This is a genomic window from Tatumella citrea, from assembly GCF_002163585.1.
In the GTDB taxonomy this organism is placed as follows: Bacteria; Pseudomonadota; Gammaproteobacteria; order Enterobacterales; family Enterobacteriaceae; genus Tatumella; species Tatumella citrea.
Genome location: NZ_CP015579.1, coordinates 1,374,775 through 1,391,704, shown reverse-complemented (window position 1 = coordinate 1,391,704; position 16,930 = coordinate 1,374,775). Strand labels below are relative to the sequence as shown.

The window sequence follows — 16,930 nt, the reverse complement described above, 5'->3', positions numbered from 1 at the left end:
AGCGGAGCTGAGCGATGTCGGATACAACTACAAATACTATTACAGAAAATAATTTACCTGCTGCCCCGAAAGTTGGGTTTCTCTCATTAGGATGTCCAAAGAATCTGGTGGATTCAGAGCGAATTCTGACAGAACTAAGAACTGAAGGTTACCAGGTCGTTCCAAGTTATAACGATGCAGACCTGGTCATTGTAAACACCTGCGGTTTTATTGACAGTGCGGTACAGGAATCGCTGGAAGCTATCGGCGAAGCACTGACCGAGAATGGTAAAGTCATTGTGACCGGTTGCCTGGGAGCGAAAGAAGACCAGATCCGTGAGGTTCATCCGAAAGTTCTGGAAATCACCGGTCCTCATAGTTATGAGCAGGTTTTATCACATGTGCATCACTATGCGCCTAAACCAGCCCATAACCCGTTTTTATCATTGGTGCCTGAGCAGGGAGTAAAACTGACTCCTCGCCACTATGCCTATCTGAAAATTTCCGAAGGGTGTAATCACCGTTGTACGTTCTGTATTATCCCGTCCATGCGCGGCGACCTCGACAGTCGTCCTATTGGCTCTGTTCTGGATGAAGCCCGTCGTCTGGTTGAGGCCGGGGTGAAAGAACTGCTGGTGATATCACAGGATACCTCTGCCTATGGTGTTGATGTTAAACATCGCACCGGATTCTGGAACGGATCACCGGTTAAAACCAGCATGGTTAGCCTGTGCGAACAACTCGCCCGGCTGGGTGTCTGGGTACGTCTGCATTATGTTTACCCTTACCCTCATGTGGATGATGTTATTCCGCTAATGGCTGAAGGGAAAATTCTGCCTTACCTGGATATTCCTTTACAACACGCCAGCCCGCGCATTCTGAAACTGATGAAGCGCCCCGGGTCTGTGGAACGCACACTTGAGCGGATTAAGCGCTGGCGTGAAATTTGCCCGGAACTGACACTACGCTCGACCTTTATTGTCGGGTTCCCGGGGGAAACCGAAGAAGATTTTGCAATGCTCCTCGACTTCCTTAAAGAAGCTCGTCTTGACCGTGTCGGGTGCTTTAAATACAGCCCTGTGGAAGGTGCAACTGCGAATCAGCTGGCAGATCAGGTCCCTGAAGAAGTTAAGGAAGAGCGTTATCACCGGTTTATGCAACTTCAGCAACAAATCTCCACCGAACGACTGGCAGAGAAAGTTGGCCGTGAAATTATGGTGATGATCGACGAAGTTGATGAAGAAGGAGCCGTTGGACGCAGCATGGCAGATGCACCTGAAATTGATGGTTCGGTTTATCTTAACGGTGAGTTCTCTGTCAAAGCAGGCGATATCGTGCATGTACGGGTAGAACATGCCGACGAATACGATCTGTGGGGCAGTAAAGTCAGCTAATTCCTGACATTCTGTGGCCTGGTTAACAGGCCACAGAGCTGCTCTGCATACACTTAGCCAGAGTTACCGAAATCTTTGGTATTGCCAATAATTGCCCTTCCTGCACCATCAGTTCCCCGACAACGGTCTAAAATGCTATCCTCAGTTGATTGTCATGACTGACCGGACAAGTACAACCAACATCTTGTCCCTTCCCGCATAGCGAAAACCAGGCAGGAGCCAATATGGAACCCTTTACCTCCGGACTAATCTCTCTGGAAGATGCACAGAACTTAATCCGCCAGCAGCTCTCCCCCATCCGGGACAAAGTGAGTCTTGCACTGAACGATGCTGTAGGACGAATCACTGCTGAACCAGTGATCTCTCCGATGGCAGTGCCGGTCTTCGATAATTCAGCTATGGATGGATATGCTGTCCGGATAGCAGACCTGCAACTTTCACACCCGCTACCTGTGGCAGGTAAAGCCCTGGCAGGCGTTCCTTTTCACGGAGAGTGGCCTGCAGGTTCAGTCGTCCGGATTATGACTGGCGCCCCAATCCCTCCCGGCACTGATGCCGTGATCATGCAGGAACAGGCCGAAGTGACCGAACAAGGCGTCAGTTTCAGTACAGAAGCCTCCCTGGGCCAAAATATTCGCCGTGCAGGAGAAGATATCCGTACCGGTGAACAGATTCTGGATTCCGGAATCCGGCTGGGAGCATCACAATTGCCTTTACTGGCCTCGTTGGGTATCAGTGAAGTCAGTGTCCTGCGTCGCTTACGTGTTGCACTGTTTTCCACCGGTGATGAACTGGTACCTGTTGGTCAGCCCCTGCAGGAAGGCCAGCTATATGATACCAACCGCTTTGCTATCCGTCTGATGCTGGAAAAGCTCGGCTGTGAAGTTGTCGATTTAGGAATTATTGCTGATGATCCACAACAGCTAAGAAATGCGTTCGAAGAGGCTAACCGGCAGGCTGATGTGGTCATCAGCACCGGAGGGGTCTCCGTCGGTGAAGCCGATTTCACCCGCGATATGCTTGAAGAATTAGGCACGGTTACCTTCTGGAAACTGGCGATGAAACCCGGTAAACCGTTTGCTTTTGGCCGGTTATCGGAAAGCTGGTTCTGTGGCTTGCCGGGCAACCCGGTTTCTGCAGTAGTCACCTTCTATCAACTGGTTCAGCCTATGCTGGCAATCTTGCTGGGACAGACACAGAGTGCTCTCCCTGAGCGACTGACCGCCCGTGCCGGAACATTACTGAAAAAAATGCCTGGCCGGCTCGATTTTCAGCGTGGGTATTTTACTACTGCAGCCGATGGCAGCTTGCAGGTGGCTCCAACCCCTCACCAGGGCTCACATGTATTCAGTTCATTTTCCAAAGCCAACTGCTTTATTGTTCTGGAACGTGATCGCAGCAACGTGCAACCTGGCGAGACCGTGATAATCGAGCCATTTAACTCTCTGCTGAGTGACTAAGCCATGACGCCGCTGAACGATGAAGAGATACTTCGCTATAACCGACAACTGGTGCTTAAAGGATTTGATTTTGACCGGCAGGAGCAACTGAAATCATCCAGGGTACTGATAGTTGGTCTGGGAGGTCTGGGCTGTGCAGCAGCCCCGTGGCTGGTATCGTCAGGAGTCGGGGAACTGACTCTGGTTGATTTTGACAAGGTATCGCTCTCCAATCTTCAGCGGCAGATACTGCACAGTGACGACACTCTCGGAATGGCGAAAACAGATTCGGCAGTGTTGTCACTCCGAAAAATCAACCCGTGGGTCACGCTGAATACCCTCAGTGAGCCACTGAGTGAAGATAACGCTGACAGTCTGGTTCGTAGCCATGATGCAGTCGTTGATTGCAGTGATAATGTAACTGCAAGGGAGTGCCTGAATGCTGCCTGTTTTCGGCATAAAGTACCGTTGATTTCTGGCGCAGCAATCCGAATGGAAGGTCAGTTATCCGTATTTCGCTGGCAGGAAAATGAGCCATGTTATCGCTGTATGAGCCGTCTGTTTGGTGAGCAAAACCTGAGTTGTGTAGAAGCCGGTGTGATGGCCCCTCTGGTCGGGGTTATTGGTGCTATGCAGGCCATGGAGACTATCAAGGTACTCACAGAATATGGTGAGACAGCGAGTGGTAAAATTATGTTATATGAAGCGATGACGTCACAGTTTCGTGAAATCCGTCTGATGCGAGACCCTGAGTGTGAAGTCTGCGGTCAGGCTGCCCACTAAAGATACAGCACAGAATACAGACCGCTACGCCTGTATTCTGTGCTGGCAGTGAGCCACTGCAGGCTGTCCTGGCGGACAGCCTGTGAATCAGGAAATACCCTGGCTACGTAAATAATCTTCGTAGCTGCCTGAGAAATCAGTGATATCTCCGGCTTTAATCTCAATAATTCGGGTTGCCAGTGAGCTGACAAATTCACGGTCGTGAGAGACAAAGATCAGTGTCCCTTCATACATTTCCAGCGCCATATTCAGCGACTCGATGGATTCCATATCCAGGTGGTTGGTAGGCTCATCCATTACCAGCACGTTTGGTTTTTCCATCATTAATTTACCAAACAGCATCCGCCCTTTTTCACCCCCGGACAGAACCTTCGCAGGCTTTTTAATATCGTCCTGAGAAAATAACAGACGTCCGAGAATACTGCGAACCGCCTGTTCATCATCACCTTCCTGTTTCCATTGACTCATCCAGTCAAATACTGTCAGGTCATTGGCAAAGTCTGCTGCATGATCCTGGGCATAATATCCCAGACTGGCATTTTCAGACCATTTAACGGTACCGTTATCCGGAGCTAAATCGCCTACCAGTGTTTTCAGTAAAGTGGTTTTACCAATACCGTTGGCACCGATAATTGCCACTTTTTCTCCGACTTCAAGTAACAGGTTGAAACGGTCAAACAGCAGTCCTTTATCAAAACCTTTACTTAATTCTTCCGTTTGCAGAGCATTCCTAAACAGTTTCTTATCCTGGTCAAAACGAATAAATGGATTCTGACGACTGGAGGCTTTAACTTCATCAAGTTTAATTTTGTCGATTTGTTTAGCACGGGAAGTTGCCTGACGTGATTTAGAGGCATTCGCACTAAAGCGGCTGACGAATGACTGCAATTCAGCAATCTGAGCTTTCTTCTTGGCATTATCTGATAATAAACGATCACGGGCCTGAGTTGCCGCCGTCATATATTCATCATAATTTCCGGCATAAACCCGCAGTTCACCATAATCCAGATCAGCCATATGAGTGCAGACCATATTCAGGAAATGACGGTCATGCGAAATGATAACCATAGTACTGTTACGTTCGTTTAAAACCTGCTCCAGCCAACGGATAGTATCAATATCGAGGTTGTTGGTTGGTTCATCGAGTAACAATATATCGGGATTAGAAAACAGAGCCTGAGCCAGCAACACACGTAATTTCCAGCCCGGAGCAACTTCACTCATCGGACCATAATGTTGCTCAAGTGGAATACCCACACCTAATAGTAGTTCACCGGCACGGGACTCGGCAGTATATCCATCCATTTCGCCATACTGAACTTCCAGTTCAGCCACTTTATACCCTTCTTCTTCACTCATTTCAGGTAAAGAATAAATACGGTCACGTTCCTGTTTTACTTCCCAAAGTTCATTATGTCCCATAATGACCGTATCAAGGACGGTAAAGTTTTCGAAAGCAAACTGATCCTGGCGTAATTTACCAATACGTTCGTTGGGATCATAAGAGACATTACCATTACTTGGCTGCAAATCGCCGCCAAGGATCTTCATAAACGTTGACTTACCGCTGCCGTTGGCACCAATTAAACCATAACGATTCCCTCCGCCAAACTTTACAGAGATATTTTCAAACAATGGCTTACTGCCAAACTGCATCGTCACATTACTGGTTACTAACACGGGATAGCCTTATAGATAAATCAAACTCAGGAAAAATGCTGCCAGAACGCTGTCTGTATACAATGCTTTCTGGCACCTCAGGATACTGTGGTTGCGGGACTGCAGACAACAGGCTGGCAATCCCGGATACCGGAACAATGCCGGTGACATCAGAGACAATCTGTTTACTGTCCCTGACCAGATGATCATGCTACTCAATAAAAGCAAAAAAGCCAGCAACAAAATGTCACTGGCTCTCCCACTAACAAGGAGTTTTGCACCTGATTAGATCAGGAAATCGTCCAGACTTTTACCTTCGTCCAGCGCTTTTTTGATAGCTGCCGGGGTACGGCCCTGGCCAGTCCATGATTTGCTTTCACCGTTTTCGTCGGTGTATTTATATTTAGCCGGGCGCGGAGCGCGTTTAACACGCTTTTTGCTGACTTCAATCGCACCCAGTAATTCGTTCGGGTCAATACCATCGGCTAACAGCATTTCACGGTATTTTGTCAGTTTCTCTTCTTTTTCACGGTTCTGAGCTTGTTCAGCTTCAATTTCTTCACGACGTTCATTAACAACGACGGTCAGTTTTTCCAGAACTTCTTCCAGATCACTCAATGCCAGGTCACGGGCCTGTGCACGCAGAGTGCGAATGTTATTGAGAACTTTAAATGCATCACTCATCATATTTTCCTTGCTTATCCGGGTACAATTAACTGTGGGGCTGAGGTTACCTAATTTAAATAGAAAAATAAATAGCCTATTACTGATTATATAATTTAAATTTTGAAATTAGCATTATCGGTTACAGGCAGAATAAGAATTAACGGTTGTTTAACAGTGTAACAGTTTTATGCCTAAGCTTTACCTACAGGTAGCAGAAGTAGAGTTTCCTGATATCGCTAATCTGTATATGACATAAGCACCACATTACATTTAGTCCTGATTAATTACTTAAGTCTTCTTTTCTAATCATAACATGACAGAAAAAACAGGGCTGTTGCTTATATTGATACAATCCGGTGATGTGATTAATCAAAATTCAGCTCATTACCCATCCTGAAAATGGGCCTTTTACCGGAAAACGGCGACAGTGGTGGTGATTAATTGTCTGACTCATTTACTATTACTACAGGCTTTGTTGCGATTTACCGTCAGAAAATTTCCACGATATCGCTGCAGGCATAAACAGAACTTTATTTTTTTTTATCAGGAATAAAGTGACCTGCCGCCGGTATCAGCAGGTAACAGATCACTGCTACCTCTATGCCCCTGGCTCCCGGGGGAAAGATTCAACCTCAGGATAAGCCAGGTTGGTGATATTCATGCAATAGCGTAAAGCTTAAATCTCAGAGATTTATTTACCAGACTGCTGCTTTTGATAAAAAGCTTTAAATATGGCCAGTGTTTCTTCGCTCACGTGATGTTCAATGCCTTCGGCATCACGGTGGGCAATTTCCTGACTCACACCTAATGTCAGCAGGAAGGTTTCAACAATATGATGACGTTCGCGACTTTGCTCCGCCAGCGTTTCACCTTCCGGGGTCAGGAAAACACCACGATAAGGAACCTGTTCCACCAGCCCGGTACTGGCAAGCTTCTTCAGCATCTTAGCGACAGTCGGCTGAGAAACGCCCAGCCTGGCAGCCATGTCCACCTGGCGTGCTTCGCCAAATTCATGAATCAAATCAGAGATTAGCTCAACATAATCATCAATAAGCTCGCGACGGTGTGCTTCCCTGACCTGCCTGAATCCTTCTACGTGCTCTTCGACATCCTTTATTGCACCCAAAGGAGTGCTGACATTATTTGCTCGACGATTCATTCAACTTCCTCTTTATAATCTTGCCGATCTCCTGATTAGAAACCGGCAATCTGCCGCGTATTGTAAACCAGCTGTGCAGAAGCTCAAATTTTTCATCAATAGCCGTGGCTAAAAGTTATAGCTAATGCTATACCTTGTTCATTGATTATACATCCACGCGCAATTTTCCGGTAACAAAAGGGGATGAATTGCGGTCGGATGTCCGGTTAAAGGAGAGACAACTGTGAACAGTTCATTACAATGTACAGCCTGCCGACACCATTCATCAGCAGAAACAAAGGTCAACAGCTCTCAGTGGCTGAAATATCTCTATTCTCACTCCCCTTTTAGCCTACGCCTGATGTTGGTCAACATTGTGCTTCGACAGTTTAAAAGCATAAGCCGGGGGGATTCTCCAGTGATTTGCTCTAAATCGTCATTTGAAAATATACAAAAAATTAACATTAGAGTTACATAAAATAAATATTTACACTTTATACCCTTATCAGAACCATGGGTATAAGCTTGTTTTTCAACGTAAAAAAACCACCTCTTCCTGTCGTATAGATAGCACGCTATCTTTTGCATTGTAACTTCCATTTTCAGGTGATTTATTAGCCTCAGAGCCTTAATTCACAGGCCGTTATCTGAAAATACTTATGGAAGGAGCAATGGTATGAAAAATACGCCCCGGAGTAAGGACTCCACCGGCAGACGACTTTTTTTACAACGTTCTCTATCGCTAATCCCTTTAGTTGCAGCCACAGGTACTCCTTTTGCCACCAGCCAGGCTGCCGAAAAAAAAACTCCGGCAGTCACTCAGGATTACGTACCGCAATTTTTTGACCCTCAGCAATGGGCGTTTATTAATGCCGCAGTTGATCGGCTAATTCCGGAAGATCAGAACGGGGCGGGAGCTGTCAGTGAAGGTGTTCCGGTCTACATCGATCGTCAGATGGAACTCCCTTATGGTTACGGACACCTCTGGTATATGCAGCCCCCTTTCGCATCCCACAGCGACCCGACCCTGGGCTACCAGTCCCCTCTGGTGCCTCGTGAGCTTTATCGCCAGGGGATTGCACTCACTGAGCACTACTGCCAGCAAACATTTCATAAGTCGTTTGCTCAACTCACCACCGACCAGCAGGATCAGGTATTACAGTTACTCGAAAAGAATACCCTGACGGATAACAATCTGAGTGGTTCGTTATTTTTTGAGCAACTGCTGGATAACACCAAGGAAGGCTACCTTGCAGACCCGGTACATGGAGGCAATCAGACTTTGGCTTCATGGAAACTGATTGGTTACCCGGGGGCTCGTGCAGATTATACCGACACCGTAGCACAGCCAAATGTCCCATACCCGTTGGGCCCTGTGAGTATTTCCGGTAAAAGGAGTGTCTGATGGCAACAACTAAAAAACCGGCAGCCGACATCGTCATTGTTGGCTTTGGCTGGACAGGTTCTCTGATGGCCCGTGAATTAGCAGATTCCGGATTAAAGATCGTCGCGCTGGAACGAGGTGAACAACGAGATACTTATCCGGATTTTGCTTATCCACGTATAACCGATGAACTCACCTATGGCATTCGTCTGAAATTATTTCAGAACGCAGCACGGGAAACCGTCACCGTCCGTCATACTTCGTCCCAGACAGCACTGCCTTATCGGCGTTTTGGGTCCTTTCTGCCAGGTAATGGTGTGGGTGGCGCAGGTGTCCACTGGAATGGCATGTTGTGGCGTCCACTGGCCGCCGATTTAAAAATGCACTCAACTCTGGTTGAGAAATATGGCGCGAATTTTATTCCGCAGGATATGACCGTCCAGGACTATCCTTTCACTTATGAAGAGATGGAACCTTTTTTCGACAAATTCGAAAAAATATGTGGTGCTTCCGGACAAGCTGGCAATCTGAATGGTGAAATTCAGTCAGGCGGAAACCCGTTTGAACAGCCCAGACAAAACCCCTACCCGACCAAACCACTGCAACGCTTGTATGCCGGTGATGTGTTCGCCAAAGCGGCAGAAAAAATGGGTTATCACCCATTCCCTTGCCCTGCTGCTAACTGTACCGAAGCCTGGACCAACCCTTATAAAGTGCAACTGGGAGTATGTAACTATTGTGGTTTCTGTGAACGCTTTGGTTGTTTCAATTATTCCAAAGGCTCTCCACAAAGTTGCGTAATTCCGTCACTCAAGGCCTATGATAATTTCGAACTGCGAACGAACGCCCAGGTGATTCGGGTCAATACCGATAATACGGGTAAACAAGCTACCGGAGTGACCTATATTGATGGCAGCGGTAATGAAGTGGAACAACCTGCATCCCTGGTGATTCTTAGTGCTTTCCAGCTGCATAATGTCCGGTTGTTATTACTCTCTAAAATCGGTAAGCCCTATGATCCGCAAACCGGCGAAGGTGTTGTCGGGCGAAATTATGCTTACCAGATGACAGGAGGTTCAAAACTGTTTTTTGGACCTGATCAGGATTTTAAACCGTTCGCGGCTACAGGTACCACAGCAACCTTTATCGACAACTTTAATGCCGAAAACTTCGACCATTCATCGCTTGGATTTGTCGGCGGCTCAACAATTTCTGCAGCATTCAGTGGTGGCCGTCCTATTCAACAGACACTGCTACCCTCTGACGCTCCCCGTTGGGGAAGTGGCTGGAAAACCGCAATAAAAACCCACTATGCACATACCATGTCTATTGGTGCTTCAGGTTCGGTAATGCCCTACCGGCAATGTTATCTCGATCTGGACCCGACTTATCATGATGTTAACGGACAACCATTACTGAGAATGACGTTCGACTGGCAACCTAATGAACTGAAAATGACTGAGTTTATTGGCGGAAAAGTTGAAGAGATCATCAAGGTCATTAATCCGCCACACTATGAAATGGGCTTTATGAACATGAACAGTCACTATGATGTTCGCCCTTATCAGTCAACACATACTACCGGCGGTGCAGTCATGGGCGACTCCCCCCGCACCAGCGTCGTCAACAAATACCTGCAAAGCTGGGATGTTCCTAACCTGTTTGTCCTTGGAGCCTGCTGTTTCCCGCAAAACCTGGCCTACAACCCGACAGGTATTGTCTGTGCTACAGCATTGTTCTCGGCACATGCGATTAAAACCCGCTATCTGGCTGCACCTGGCCCGCTGGTTACAATATAAGGAACATGGTATGCAGAAATTAAGGGTGTTTACCCCGTTGGCTATTATGCTGGCTGGGTTTTGTGGCTCTGTTTACGCTGATAACAGTCCTGCCTCGTCAGACAGCACATCGCTTTCCCGCGGAGAATATCTGGCCAGAGCCGGCGACTGTGTTGCCTGCCATACAGCAGAAGGAGGCAAACCTTTTGCCGGTGGATTGAAAATGACGACGCCGGTAGGGGCCATCTATTCAACAAATATCACTCCGGATAAAGATACCGGGATCGGTAATTACAGTTACGATGACTTTGTCAAAGCTGTACGCCAGGGAGTCAGTAAATCCGGATCAACCCTCTATCCGGCGATGCCGTATGCTTCTTTTACCAGGATATCAGACCAGGATATGCATGATCTGTATAACTATTTTATGCAGCAGGTTAAACCGGTCAGCCAGCAGAATAAAGCCTCTGATATCCCCTGGCCTTTGAGTATGCGCTGGCCACTGGCATTCTGGCGCTGGACATTTACCGATGATAAGCGTTTTCAGCCTGTCGAAGGTAAATCGGCAGAATGGCAACGGGGGGCGTATCTGGTCGAGGGGCTGGAACATTGCGGAGCCTGCCACACTCCGAGAGGTATAGCATTCCAGGAGAAAGCACTTGATCAAAGTGATCCGGTTTATCTGACGGGTAACACACTGGAAGGATGGTATGCACCGGATCTCACCGGCACGCAATCTGATGGTCTGGGTCGCTGGTCACAACAGGACATTGTCAGTTTCCTGAAAAATGGTGTAACGGCACAAAGCTCTGCCTTTGGTTCCATGTCAGAGGTGGTTCATGACAGTACCAGCTATCTTACCGACAGTGATCTTCAGGCAATTGCAGTCTATCTGAAATCGCTGCCTGCGGCACACCAGACGCAGGCGCCAGCCAGTAATAATGCTACCGCTCAGGCACTTTTTAAAGGCGATGTTTCTGCTACGGGTGCACAGGTTTATCTGGATAACTGTTCTGCCTGTCATCGCTCGGATGGTAAAGGGTATGATAAAACGTTCCCGTCACTGGCAGGCAATTCCGCAGTACTGAACAGTGACCCTTCATCAGTGATTCATATTATCTTGCAGGGGGGACAACGCGCAGTGACACCAGATATGCCGACCGGATTAACCATGCCGGACTTTGGTTGGCGGTTATCGGATCAGCAGGTCGCGGATGTCGCCACCTTTATCCGTCAGGGATGGGGGAATAATGCTGCTGCGGTCACAGCCAGTCAGGTTGCCGATATCCGCAAGCTAATCCCGAAACCCGCTTCTCAGGCTGCTAAGTAGCACTGGTTACCGGAAATAAAAAAACGGCCCGTTGGGCTAATGCCGGTCACTTAAGGTGACCGGCATTGTTTTTAAAGGGATATTTCGACCTTTTCTCCCTCACTTCTCTCACATATTCCCGTTCTCGTCGTGGTGGCAGTTTCAGCATCCCGGCATTACTGTAAAAGTGTTTAAGGTGACCCGGGATGGCTCCCGGTGAAGCCCACGGCAGACCGATCAGTAGCCGTAATATCTCTGATACTGCACCGCTGAAGCTCAACTGGTAAGGCAGGTAATTTCCTTTCAGGCTGAACGCCATTTTAATCATCTGGTAACGCACCAGGTTATACGTCAGCAGTATTCCCCATAGCTCCTGCTTCACCAGATCGGGCAACCGGCTTCTCAGCGTCCAGCGGTTTCCCAGTAAAAACTGCTTTGCCTCACGATATCCCAGCTCGATTTCCCAGCGATGCTTATAAAGTTCTGCCACGTCAGTCGCCGGATAACGCATCGCATCTGTCATGGAAGTGACTACCTGCCGTTCCGTCCCGTTCACTTTCCGCCTGATTAGCCTCACTATGAGTTCTTCCGGCAGGCCTTTCCATTGCTTTCTGGCCTGAGGCGTGGTTTTCAGTCGTATCAGTTCGTCCTGCCTGCCGAGCTTTCGTACCACTTCATACTGAGTGTTCTTTTTCAGCGGCGTTAGCCAGTGGCGATTTTCACCTGCATTATGCCAGTCATGTAACAACCCTAAAGAGTAAAAGCCCTTATCAAACAGCGTAATACTGTTATCCGGTGCATTTTCTGCCAGCTGAGCGGCCAGCCGCATTTCGTTGATATCGTAGCGACCTGACACACTTGCACGCAGCAGATGGCTGCTGAGTTCCATCAGACACACCATACGAACCTGAGGATAACCGCGTTCACCATGCTGATTAGATGCTTTGCCGAAGGCCTCTGCATTTTCAGGAGTGTCCTGGGTATGCCAGACAACGCCATCAACAGCATTAAGCGTCAACCCGTGCCAGAGAGGATGTCTGGCTTCTTCGTGCCAGTGTTGTTGAGTGAGATCAAACAGGACCCGGATGGCATCTTCGCCCAGTGTTTTTCGGCGGGCAATCACAGAGCTGGGTGCGGTAAATGACCGTCCGGTCCGGTCAACAATATCCATCAAATTCACGATATGGCTCATGGGCTTATTGTTGAATATGGCCATACCGATAACCAGCCAGACCATCGACTCAAGGGGAAGTTTACGCTTACGCAGCGTGACGGTATCAGTGAGGGAAAACGCCTGTCGGATGAGGTCAGGAGAGAGCAGGTCAGAGAGGCTCTGTACTTCTTCGGGAGCAGTGAGATTAATAATGCCGAGAGCTTGCGAAAGTTCCATTTAAAAAGGGTCCATGTCTGCACATGAACCCTTTTTACACCAACCACCGGATCGGTCAAATGATCCTTAAACGATCGGCATTAGCCCGTTGGGCCGTTTTTTCGTATTGGCAAGCAGCTTATTAGAAGCTGTAACCAACACCAGTGATCCAGGTACCCACGTCTACGCTGCGGATACGGCTCTGCTCGTAACCAACGTCGATAGCAACGTTTTCGATTGGGTTAAACTGCATACCTGCACCATAAGAGAAACCAACATCGCTGGTATCTTGCTTCTGGTAAGAAGTCTGGTTGTTCAGCTGGAATTTACCGTAGCCGATACCTACAACACCGTAGATGCTCGCCCAGTCATTCAGACGGTAAGCAGGACCACCAGTGAAGCCATAGTACTGACCTTTCTGATAATCATTACCGGTGTTACGATCTTTTTCGGTATAAGTGAAAGATCCGATCCAACCCAGTGGGTTAGAACCATCTTCGTAACGATATTTCAGGTTGAAGCCATTAGCTTTGTTCAGTACGCCCTGATAATCACTCTGTGCGTAACCTGCGCTAACGGTGCTCTGTGCCATTGCTGAACCGGCAGAAACCGCCAGTACGCAAGCTAATGCTGAAAGACATGCAATTTTTTTCATAATCACCTCAAATGTGAAACGACTTTTTTTCTGACAACAGGGAAAATATAACAAAAACCAGCAAGAAACTCTGCTGGAATTTTATTGTCTAACAGATTGTTTGGTGTAACAGAAAGTAAACAGAATTCTGTAATGCCATGATTTTATTTTAAATTAACCCTGTAATCTCTCCGTAATTAATTTGTGCTATCGACAAATCTTTAAGGATAATCTTAAAAACCACGGACATTTCTTTACGTTTCTAAAGCCTTTTTGGTTATAAAGTGAGCAATCAGAGTGGCAAAAATCACTTTTAAAATATTTTCCTTAATCATTTCTCTCAGATTTTCCCCGGGCAACTGTTCCCTGTTCAGATTCGTAGTTAATTCTTTCTGTTAATTGAGCGTTTAACCATCAGAATGAGTGTCGCTACATTGCTATCTCCAACAGAATCCTGATTACGGTCGAAACGAGGTCTTGCAGCAAAAAACTGACACGCTATTTCCGTCACCGGATAAAGCGCCCCCAACGGCTATGCGACAACAAATTTTGCATCGCAGAAAGAATGCCTCTTCGTGTTGTTGGCTTCCTGAGTATTGATAAACAATGCGTGGTTTAGTGTTTGTTGTTGCCGGATAAAAAAACCTGTGCTGTAAATACTGTCCTGGCCACAGCAGTTTCTGTTTGTCATCTGCGAGCGCCCGATATCAGGTTTTATCGCTTCGGACAATGCCAGTGATTGGCGTAACCTCCGTGCAAAATTGATTAGGGTTGCTATAATTGTTCTCGTGTTCACGAGATCTGACAGACAAGATCAACCAAGAGAGGAAATCATTAAATGAGTACCGCAAAACTGGTAAAAACTAAGGCTTCTGATCTGATTTACACCCGCAACGACGTTGTCGAGAAAGATAAAAAGGCAGCGATTAAAGTTTTAAGCCGTGTGGTGGTTGAGTTAATCGATCTCTCGCTGATTACCAAGCAGGCCCACTGGAATATGCGTGGAGCAAACTTCATTGCTGTTCATGAAATGCTGGATGGCTTCCGTACTGCCATTACTGAGCACCAGGATACTGTCGCTGAGCGTGTGGTTCAGTTAGGTGGTGTAGCACTGGGCACCACTCAGGTGGTCAATGACAAATCTCCCCTGAAAGCTTACCCGCTGAATATTCACACTGTTCAGGAACATCTGGTCGCACTGGCAGAACGTTATGCTCTGGTCGCCAACGATGTCCGTAAAGCGATTGATGAAGTTCCGGATGAGGACAGTGCAGATATCTTCACCGCTGCCTCCAGAGATTTAGACAAATTTCTGTGGTTCATCGAAGCCAACATTGAGTAATGCTGGCATTCGCTAACAGGTCCCCATCCCAGGGGGCCTGGTTTTTCTTTTACTAAATCAGCGCTGACTGAGACGTTTTTTCCTGATTGCTCCGGGTTGAAAGGTCCATGCCAGTATCCGGCTCTGCTTCTGGCCCTGCCCCATTTCCAGTACTCTCACCTCTTTACTGCCACATTGCTGTAGCAACAGTTTTAAAGGCTGAAGATTATCTTTTTTAGAAACCAGGCTACTGAACCAGACCACCTGCTCCGCAAAATCCACACTTTCACGGATCATCTGCCCGACAAATCCCTGTTCTCCGCCATCACACCACAACTCATTATGCTGCCCGGAAAAATTCAGTTTACTGTCACCAGACTGACCAAGATTACGAATTTTACGTTCACTACCCTGACGAGCCTCTTCCGCAGAACGGTGAAATGGCGGGTTGCACAGGGTCAGATGATAAAACTCACCTTTACGGATAATACCTTCAAACACAGCAGCAGGCTGTTTTTGCAGTCTCAGCCGGACTGCCCGCTGAAGCCCGGGATTTGCAGCGACAATGGAATTGGCCGAGGCTATTGAAGCCGGGTTAATATCCGAACCGGTGAACCGCCATCCATATTCTGCATAACCAATTAGTGGGTAAATACAGTTTGCACCACACCCAATATCCAGAACATCCACCGCTGCCGGAATACCGCCCTGCCAGTCTGCAGCCAGCAAATCTGCGATATGATGAATATAGTCGGCCCTTCCTGGCACCGGCGGGCACAAAAATCCTTCAGCTAACTGCCAGTTGAGATTGTAATACTGTTTCAACAGCGCCTGGTTCAGCGCTCTGACGGCATCCGGCTCAGCAAAATTCACCGAGGTAGTCCCGGCAGGAGTTGTTGTGACCCATTTTTGCAGTTGCGGGTTAATACTGCATAATTGCCCGATATCATACTGACCCTGGTAACGATTACGCGGATGCAGGGCAGGTTTAGAGATAGTTTTTTTCATAGTTCTTCACAAGAAAGACCGACAGTTTAGTACCCTGCCGGCCAGTAATACAAAGTGGTACCCGCGGGGCTTTGTTTACAGACTGGCAGATATTAATAGCCGTGGCTTTCTAATACAGCCAGTCCTTGCTCAACAGTTTCACTACGACCAGTAGCGACCAGACAGCAGGCAATCTGTAAACGCAGCGGTTGAGGTACCGGAATATTTCGTTCAAGCACAGTGGTAATCCAGTGAGCCGTATCCTGCGCCGATTTTGACGGTGGCAAATCAACCGGCTTTTCCGCCAGGCGTTCGGTCAGTTGCTCCGGCTGATCCTGCTGACTGTTCACCCAAAATAATGCCGGCCCACGTTGTGGATTAGCATAGACTTCGCCTTCACAACCATTCAGCAATAAGGCGGGTGACCGGGTTTGCTGGAAAAATGTTGCCACTTTCGGAATATATTCCGGATGAGAGACTGCCGACAGGCGCAATGCAGCACTGTCAGGAAACGGAGTCGCCAGTTTAGCCAGAGTGTGGGCGCTGTTGCGCAGTCCAAGTTGCCAGCGCAAAGCCAGTTGTCTGGCCAGAGGCGGACACCACTGGCTAACCGTCATAAACACCATTTTACCCTGATTTAGCTGTTGCTGTGCTTCAGACATACTGCTGACAGGAAAAATTTTTAACTCTGCCAGTACCGCCTCGGTGGTGACCCGGGTCGGGTCATAATCAATACCATGGACAAAGACCGGAAAACCGATTTTCTCCAGTAATAAGGCCAGTAACGGAGTCAGATTTCCCTGACGGCGGGCTCCATTGTAGGTTGGTATCACCACCGGCATCGGCTGATGCTCCGGCACCTGCAGCTTTGGCAGTTTTTCCTGCAATGCCTGCCAGAACCCCAACATTTCGCCTTCGCTTTCACCTTTAATCCGCAAAGCAATTAATACAGCACCAAGGATTAATGGCTCGATCTGATCATCCAGCATCGCCTGATAGAGCTGGAAGGCCGTCAGTTGATCGAGATCCCGGGCATGATTTTTTCCGCGGCCAATCTCTTTAACTATCCGGATAATATCCATCTGATATC

The 16,930-nt window shown here is 47.8% G+C and carries 14 protein-coding genes; 7 read left to right on the top strand and 7 right to left on the bottom strand.

All coding sequences use genetic code 11. The annotated features are described in order from the left end of the window. Positions 1 to 14 precede the first annotated feature (14 nt). From rimO to moeB, 3 genes are all read left to right on the top strand, one after another. Positions 15 to 1,373, top strand: a complete 1,359-nt coding sequence (gene rimO / locus A7K98_RS06665) for a 30S ribosomal protein S12 methylthiotransferase RimO (protein ID WP_087487846.1) — start codon at positions 15 to 17, stop codon at positions 1,371 to 1,373. A 224-nt stretch (positions 1,374 to 1,597) separates the two neighbouring features. Continuing rightward, on the top strand, positions 1,598 to 2,833 hold the full coding sequence (moeA, locus tag A7K98_RS06660; protein ID WP_087487845.1) for a molybdopterin molybdotransferase MoeA: 1,236 nt from the start codon (positions 1,598 to 1,600) through the stop codon (positions 2,831 to 2,833). A 3-nt stretch (positions 2,834 to 2,836) separates the two neighbouring features. Further along, on the top strand, positions 2,837 to 3,595 hold the full coding sequence (moeB, locus tag A7K98_RS06655; protein ID WP_087487844.1) for a molybdopterin-synthase adenylyltransferase MoeB: 759 nt from the start codon (positions 2,837 to 2,839) through the stop codon (positions 3,593 to 3,595). 87 nt (positions 3,596 to 3,682) lie between these two features. Here moeB and A7K98_RS06650 read toward each other — a convergent pair whose 3' ends face one another. The 3 genes from A7K98_RS06650 to mntR form a co-directional block, all read right to left on the bottom strand. Further along, a complete protein-coding gene (locus A7K98_RS06650) occupies positions 3,683 to 5,275 on the bottom strand; it encodes an ABC-F family ATPase (protein ID WP_087487843.1) in 1,593 nt (530 codons plus the stop codon). Positions 5,276 to 5,539: 264 nt separating this feature from the next. Beyond that, positions 5,540 to 5,938 (bottom strand): H-NS family histone-like protein, encoded by a 399-nt coding sequence (locus tag A7K98_RS06645; RefSeq protein WP_038019697.1) that lies wholly within the window; start codon positions 5,936 to 5,938, stop codon positions 5,540 to 5,542. 673 nt (positions 5,939 to 6,611) lie between these two features. Continuing rightward, positions 6,612 to 7,079 (bottom strand): manganese-binding transcriptional regulator MntR, encoded by a 468-nt coding sequence (gene mntR, locus A7K98_RS06640; protein ID WP_087487842.1) that lies wholly within the window; start codon positions 7,077 to 7,079, stop codon positions 6,612 to 6,614. A gap of 655 nt (positions 7,080 to 7,734) precedes the next feature. Here mntR and A7K98_RS06630 point away from each other — a divergent pair. The 3 genes from A7K98_RS06630 to A7K98_RS06620 are packed head-to-tail and all read left to right on the top strand — an operon-like array spanning position 7,735 to position 11,550. After that, positions 7,735 to 8,463, top strand: coding sequence for a gluconate 2-dehydrogenase subunit 3 family protein (locus A7K98_RS06630; RefSeq protein ID WP_087487840.1), 729 nt, complete (start codon positions 7,735 to 7,737; stop codon positions 8,461 to 8,463). Beyond that, positions 8,463 to 10,241 carry a GMC family oxidoreductase gene (locus tag A7K98_RS06625; protein ID WP_087487839.1) on the top strand — a complete coding sequence of 593 codons (1,779 nt, stop codon included), beginning with the start codon at positions 8,463 to 8,465 and terminating at the stop codon, positions 10,239 to 10,241. Before A7K98_RS06630 ends, A7K98_RS06625 begins: the two co-directional genes overlap by 1 nt. Positions 10,242 to 10,251: 10 nt before the next feature. Next, positions 10,252 to 11,550: a c-type cytochrome gene (locus A7K98_RS06620; RefSeq protein WP_232461598.1), complete on the top strand. Its 1,299-nt coding sequence runs from the start codon at positions 10,252 to 10,254 to the stop codon at positions 11,548 to 11,550. A 46-nt stretch (positions 11,551 to 11,596) separates the two neighbouring features. On the opposite strand, the gene A7K98_RS06615 is transcribed toward A7K98_RS06620, so the two are convergent. Then, positions 11,597 to 12,919 (bottom strand): IS4 family transposase, encoded by a 1,323-nt coding sequence (locus A7K98_RS06615; RefSeq protein ID WP_087487838.1) that lies wholly within the window; start codon positions 12,917 to 12,919, stop codon positions 11,597 to 11,599. 121 nt (positions 12,920 to 13,040) lie between these two features. Next, complete coding sequence (gene ompX / locus A7K98_RS06610) at positions 13,041 to 13,553, bottom strand: outer membrane protein OmpX (protein WP_087487837.1); 513 nt, start codon at positions 13,551 to 13,553, stop codon at positions 13,041 to 13,043. Positions 13,554 to 14,370: 817 nt separating this feature from the next. Between ompX and dps the strand changes: the two genes are divergently transcribed. After that, positions 14,371 to 14,874 carry a DNA starvation/stationary phase protection protein Dps gene (gene dps / locus A7K98_RS06605; RefSeq protein WP_087487836.1) on the top strand — a complete coding sequence of 168 codons (504 nt, stop codon included), beginning with the start codon at positions 14,371 to 14,373 and terminating at the stop codon, positions 14,872 to 14,874. A 57-nt stretch (positions 14,875 to 14,931) separates the two neighbouring features. Here dps and rlmF read toward each other — a convergent pair whose 3' ends face one another. After that, the gene (gene rlmF / locus A7K98_RS06600) at positions 14,932 to 15,861 is read right to left on the bottom strand and encodes a 23S rRNA (adenine(1618)-N(6))-methyltransferase RlmF (RefSeq protein WP_087487835.1); all 930 of its coding nucleotides are present in this window, start codon (positions 15,859 to 15,861) and stop codon (positions 14,932 to 14,934) included. A 92-nt stretch (positions 15,862 to 15,953) separates the two neighbouring features. Then, entirely contained in the window at positions 15,954 to 16,922 is a 969-nt protein-coding gene (gene ybiB / locus A7K98_RS06595) for a DNA-binding protein YbiB (RefSeq protein WP_087487834.1), read from the bottom strand. Positions 16,923 to 16,930: the final 8 nt, after the last annotated feature.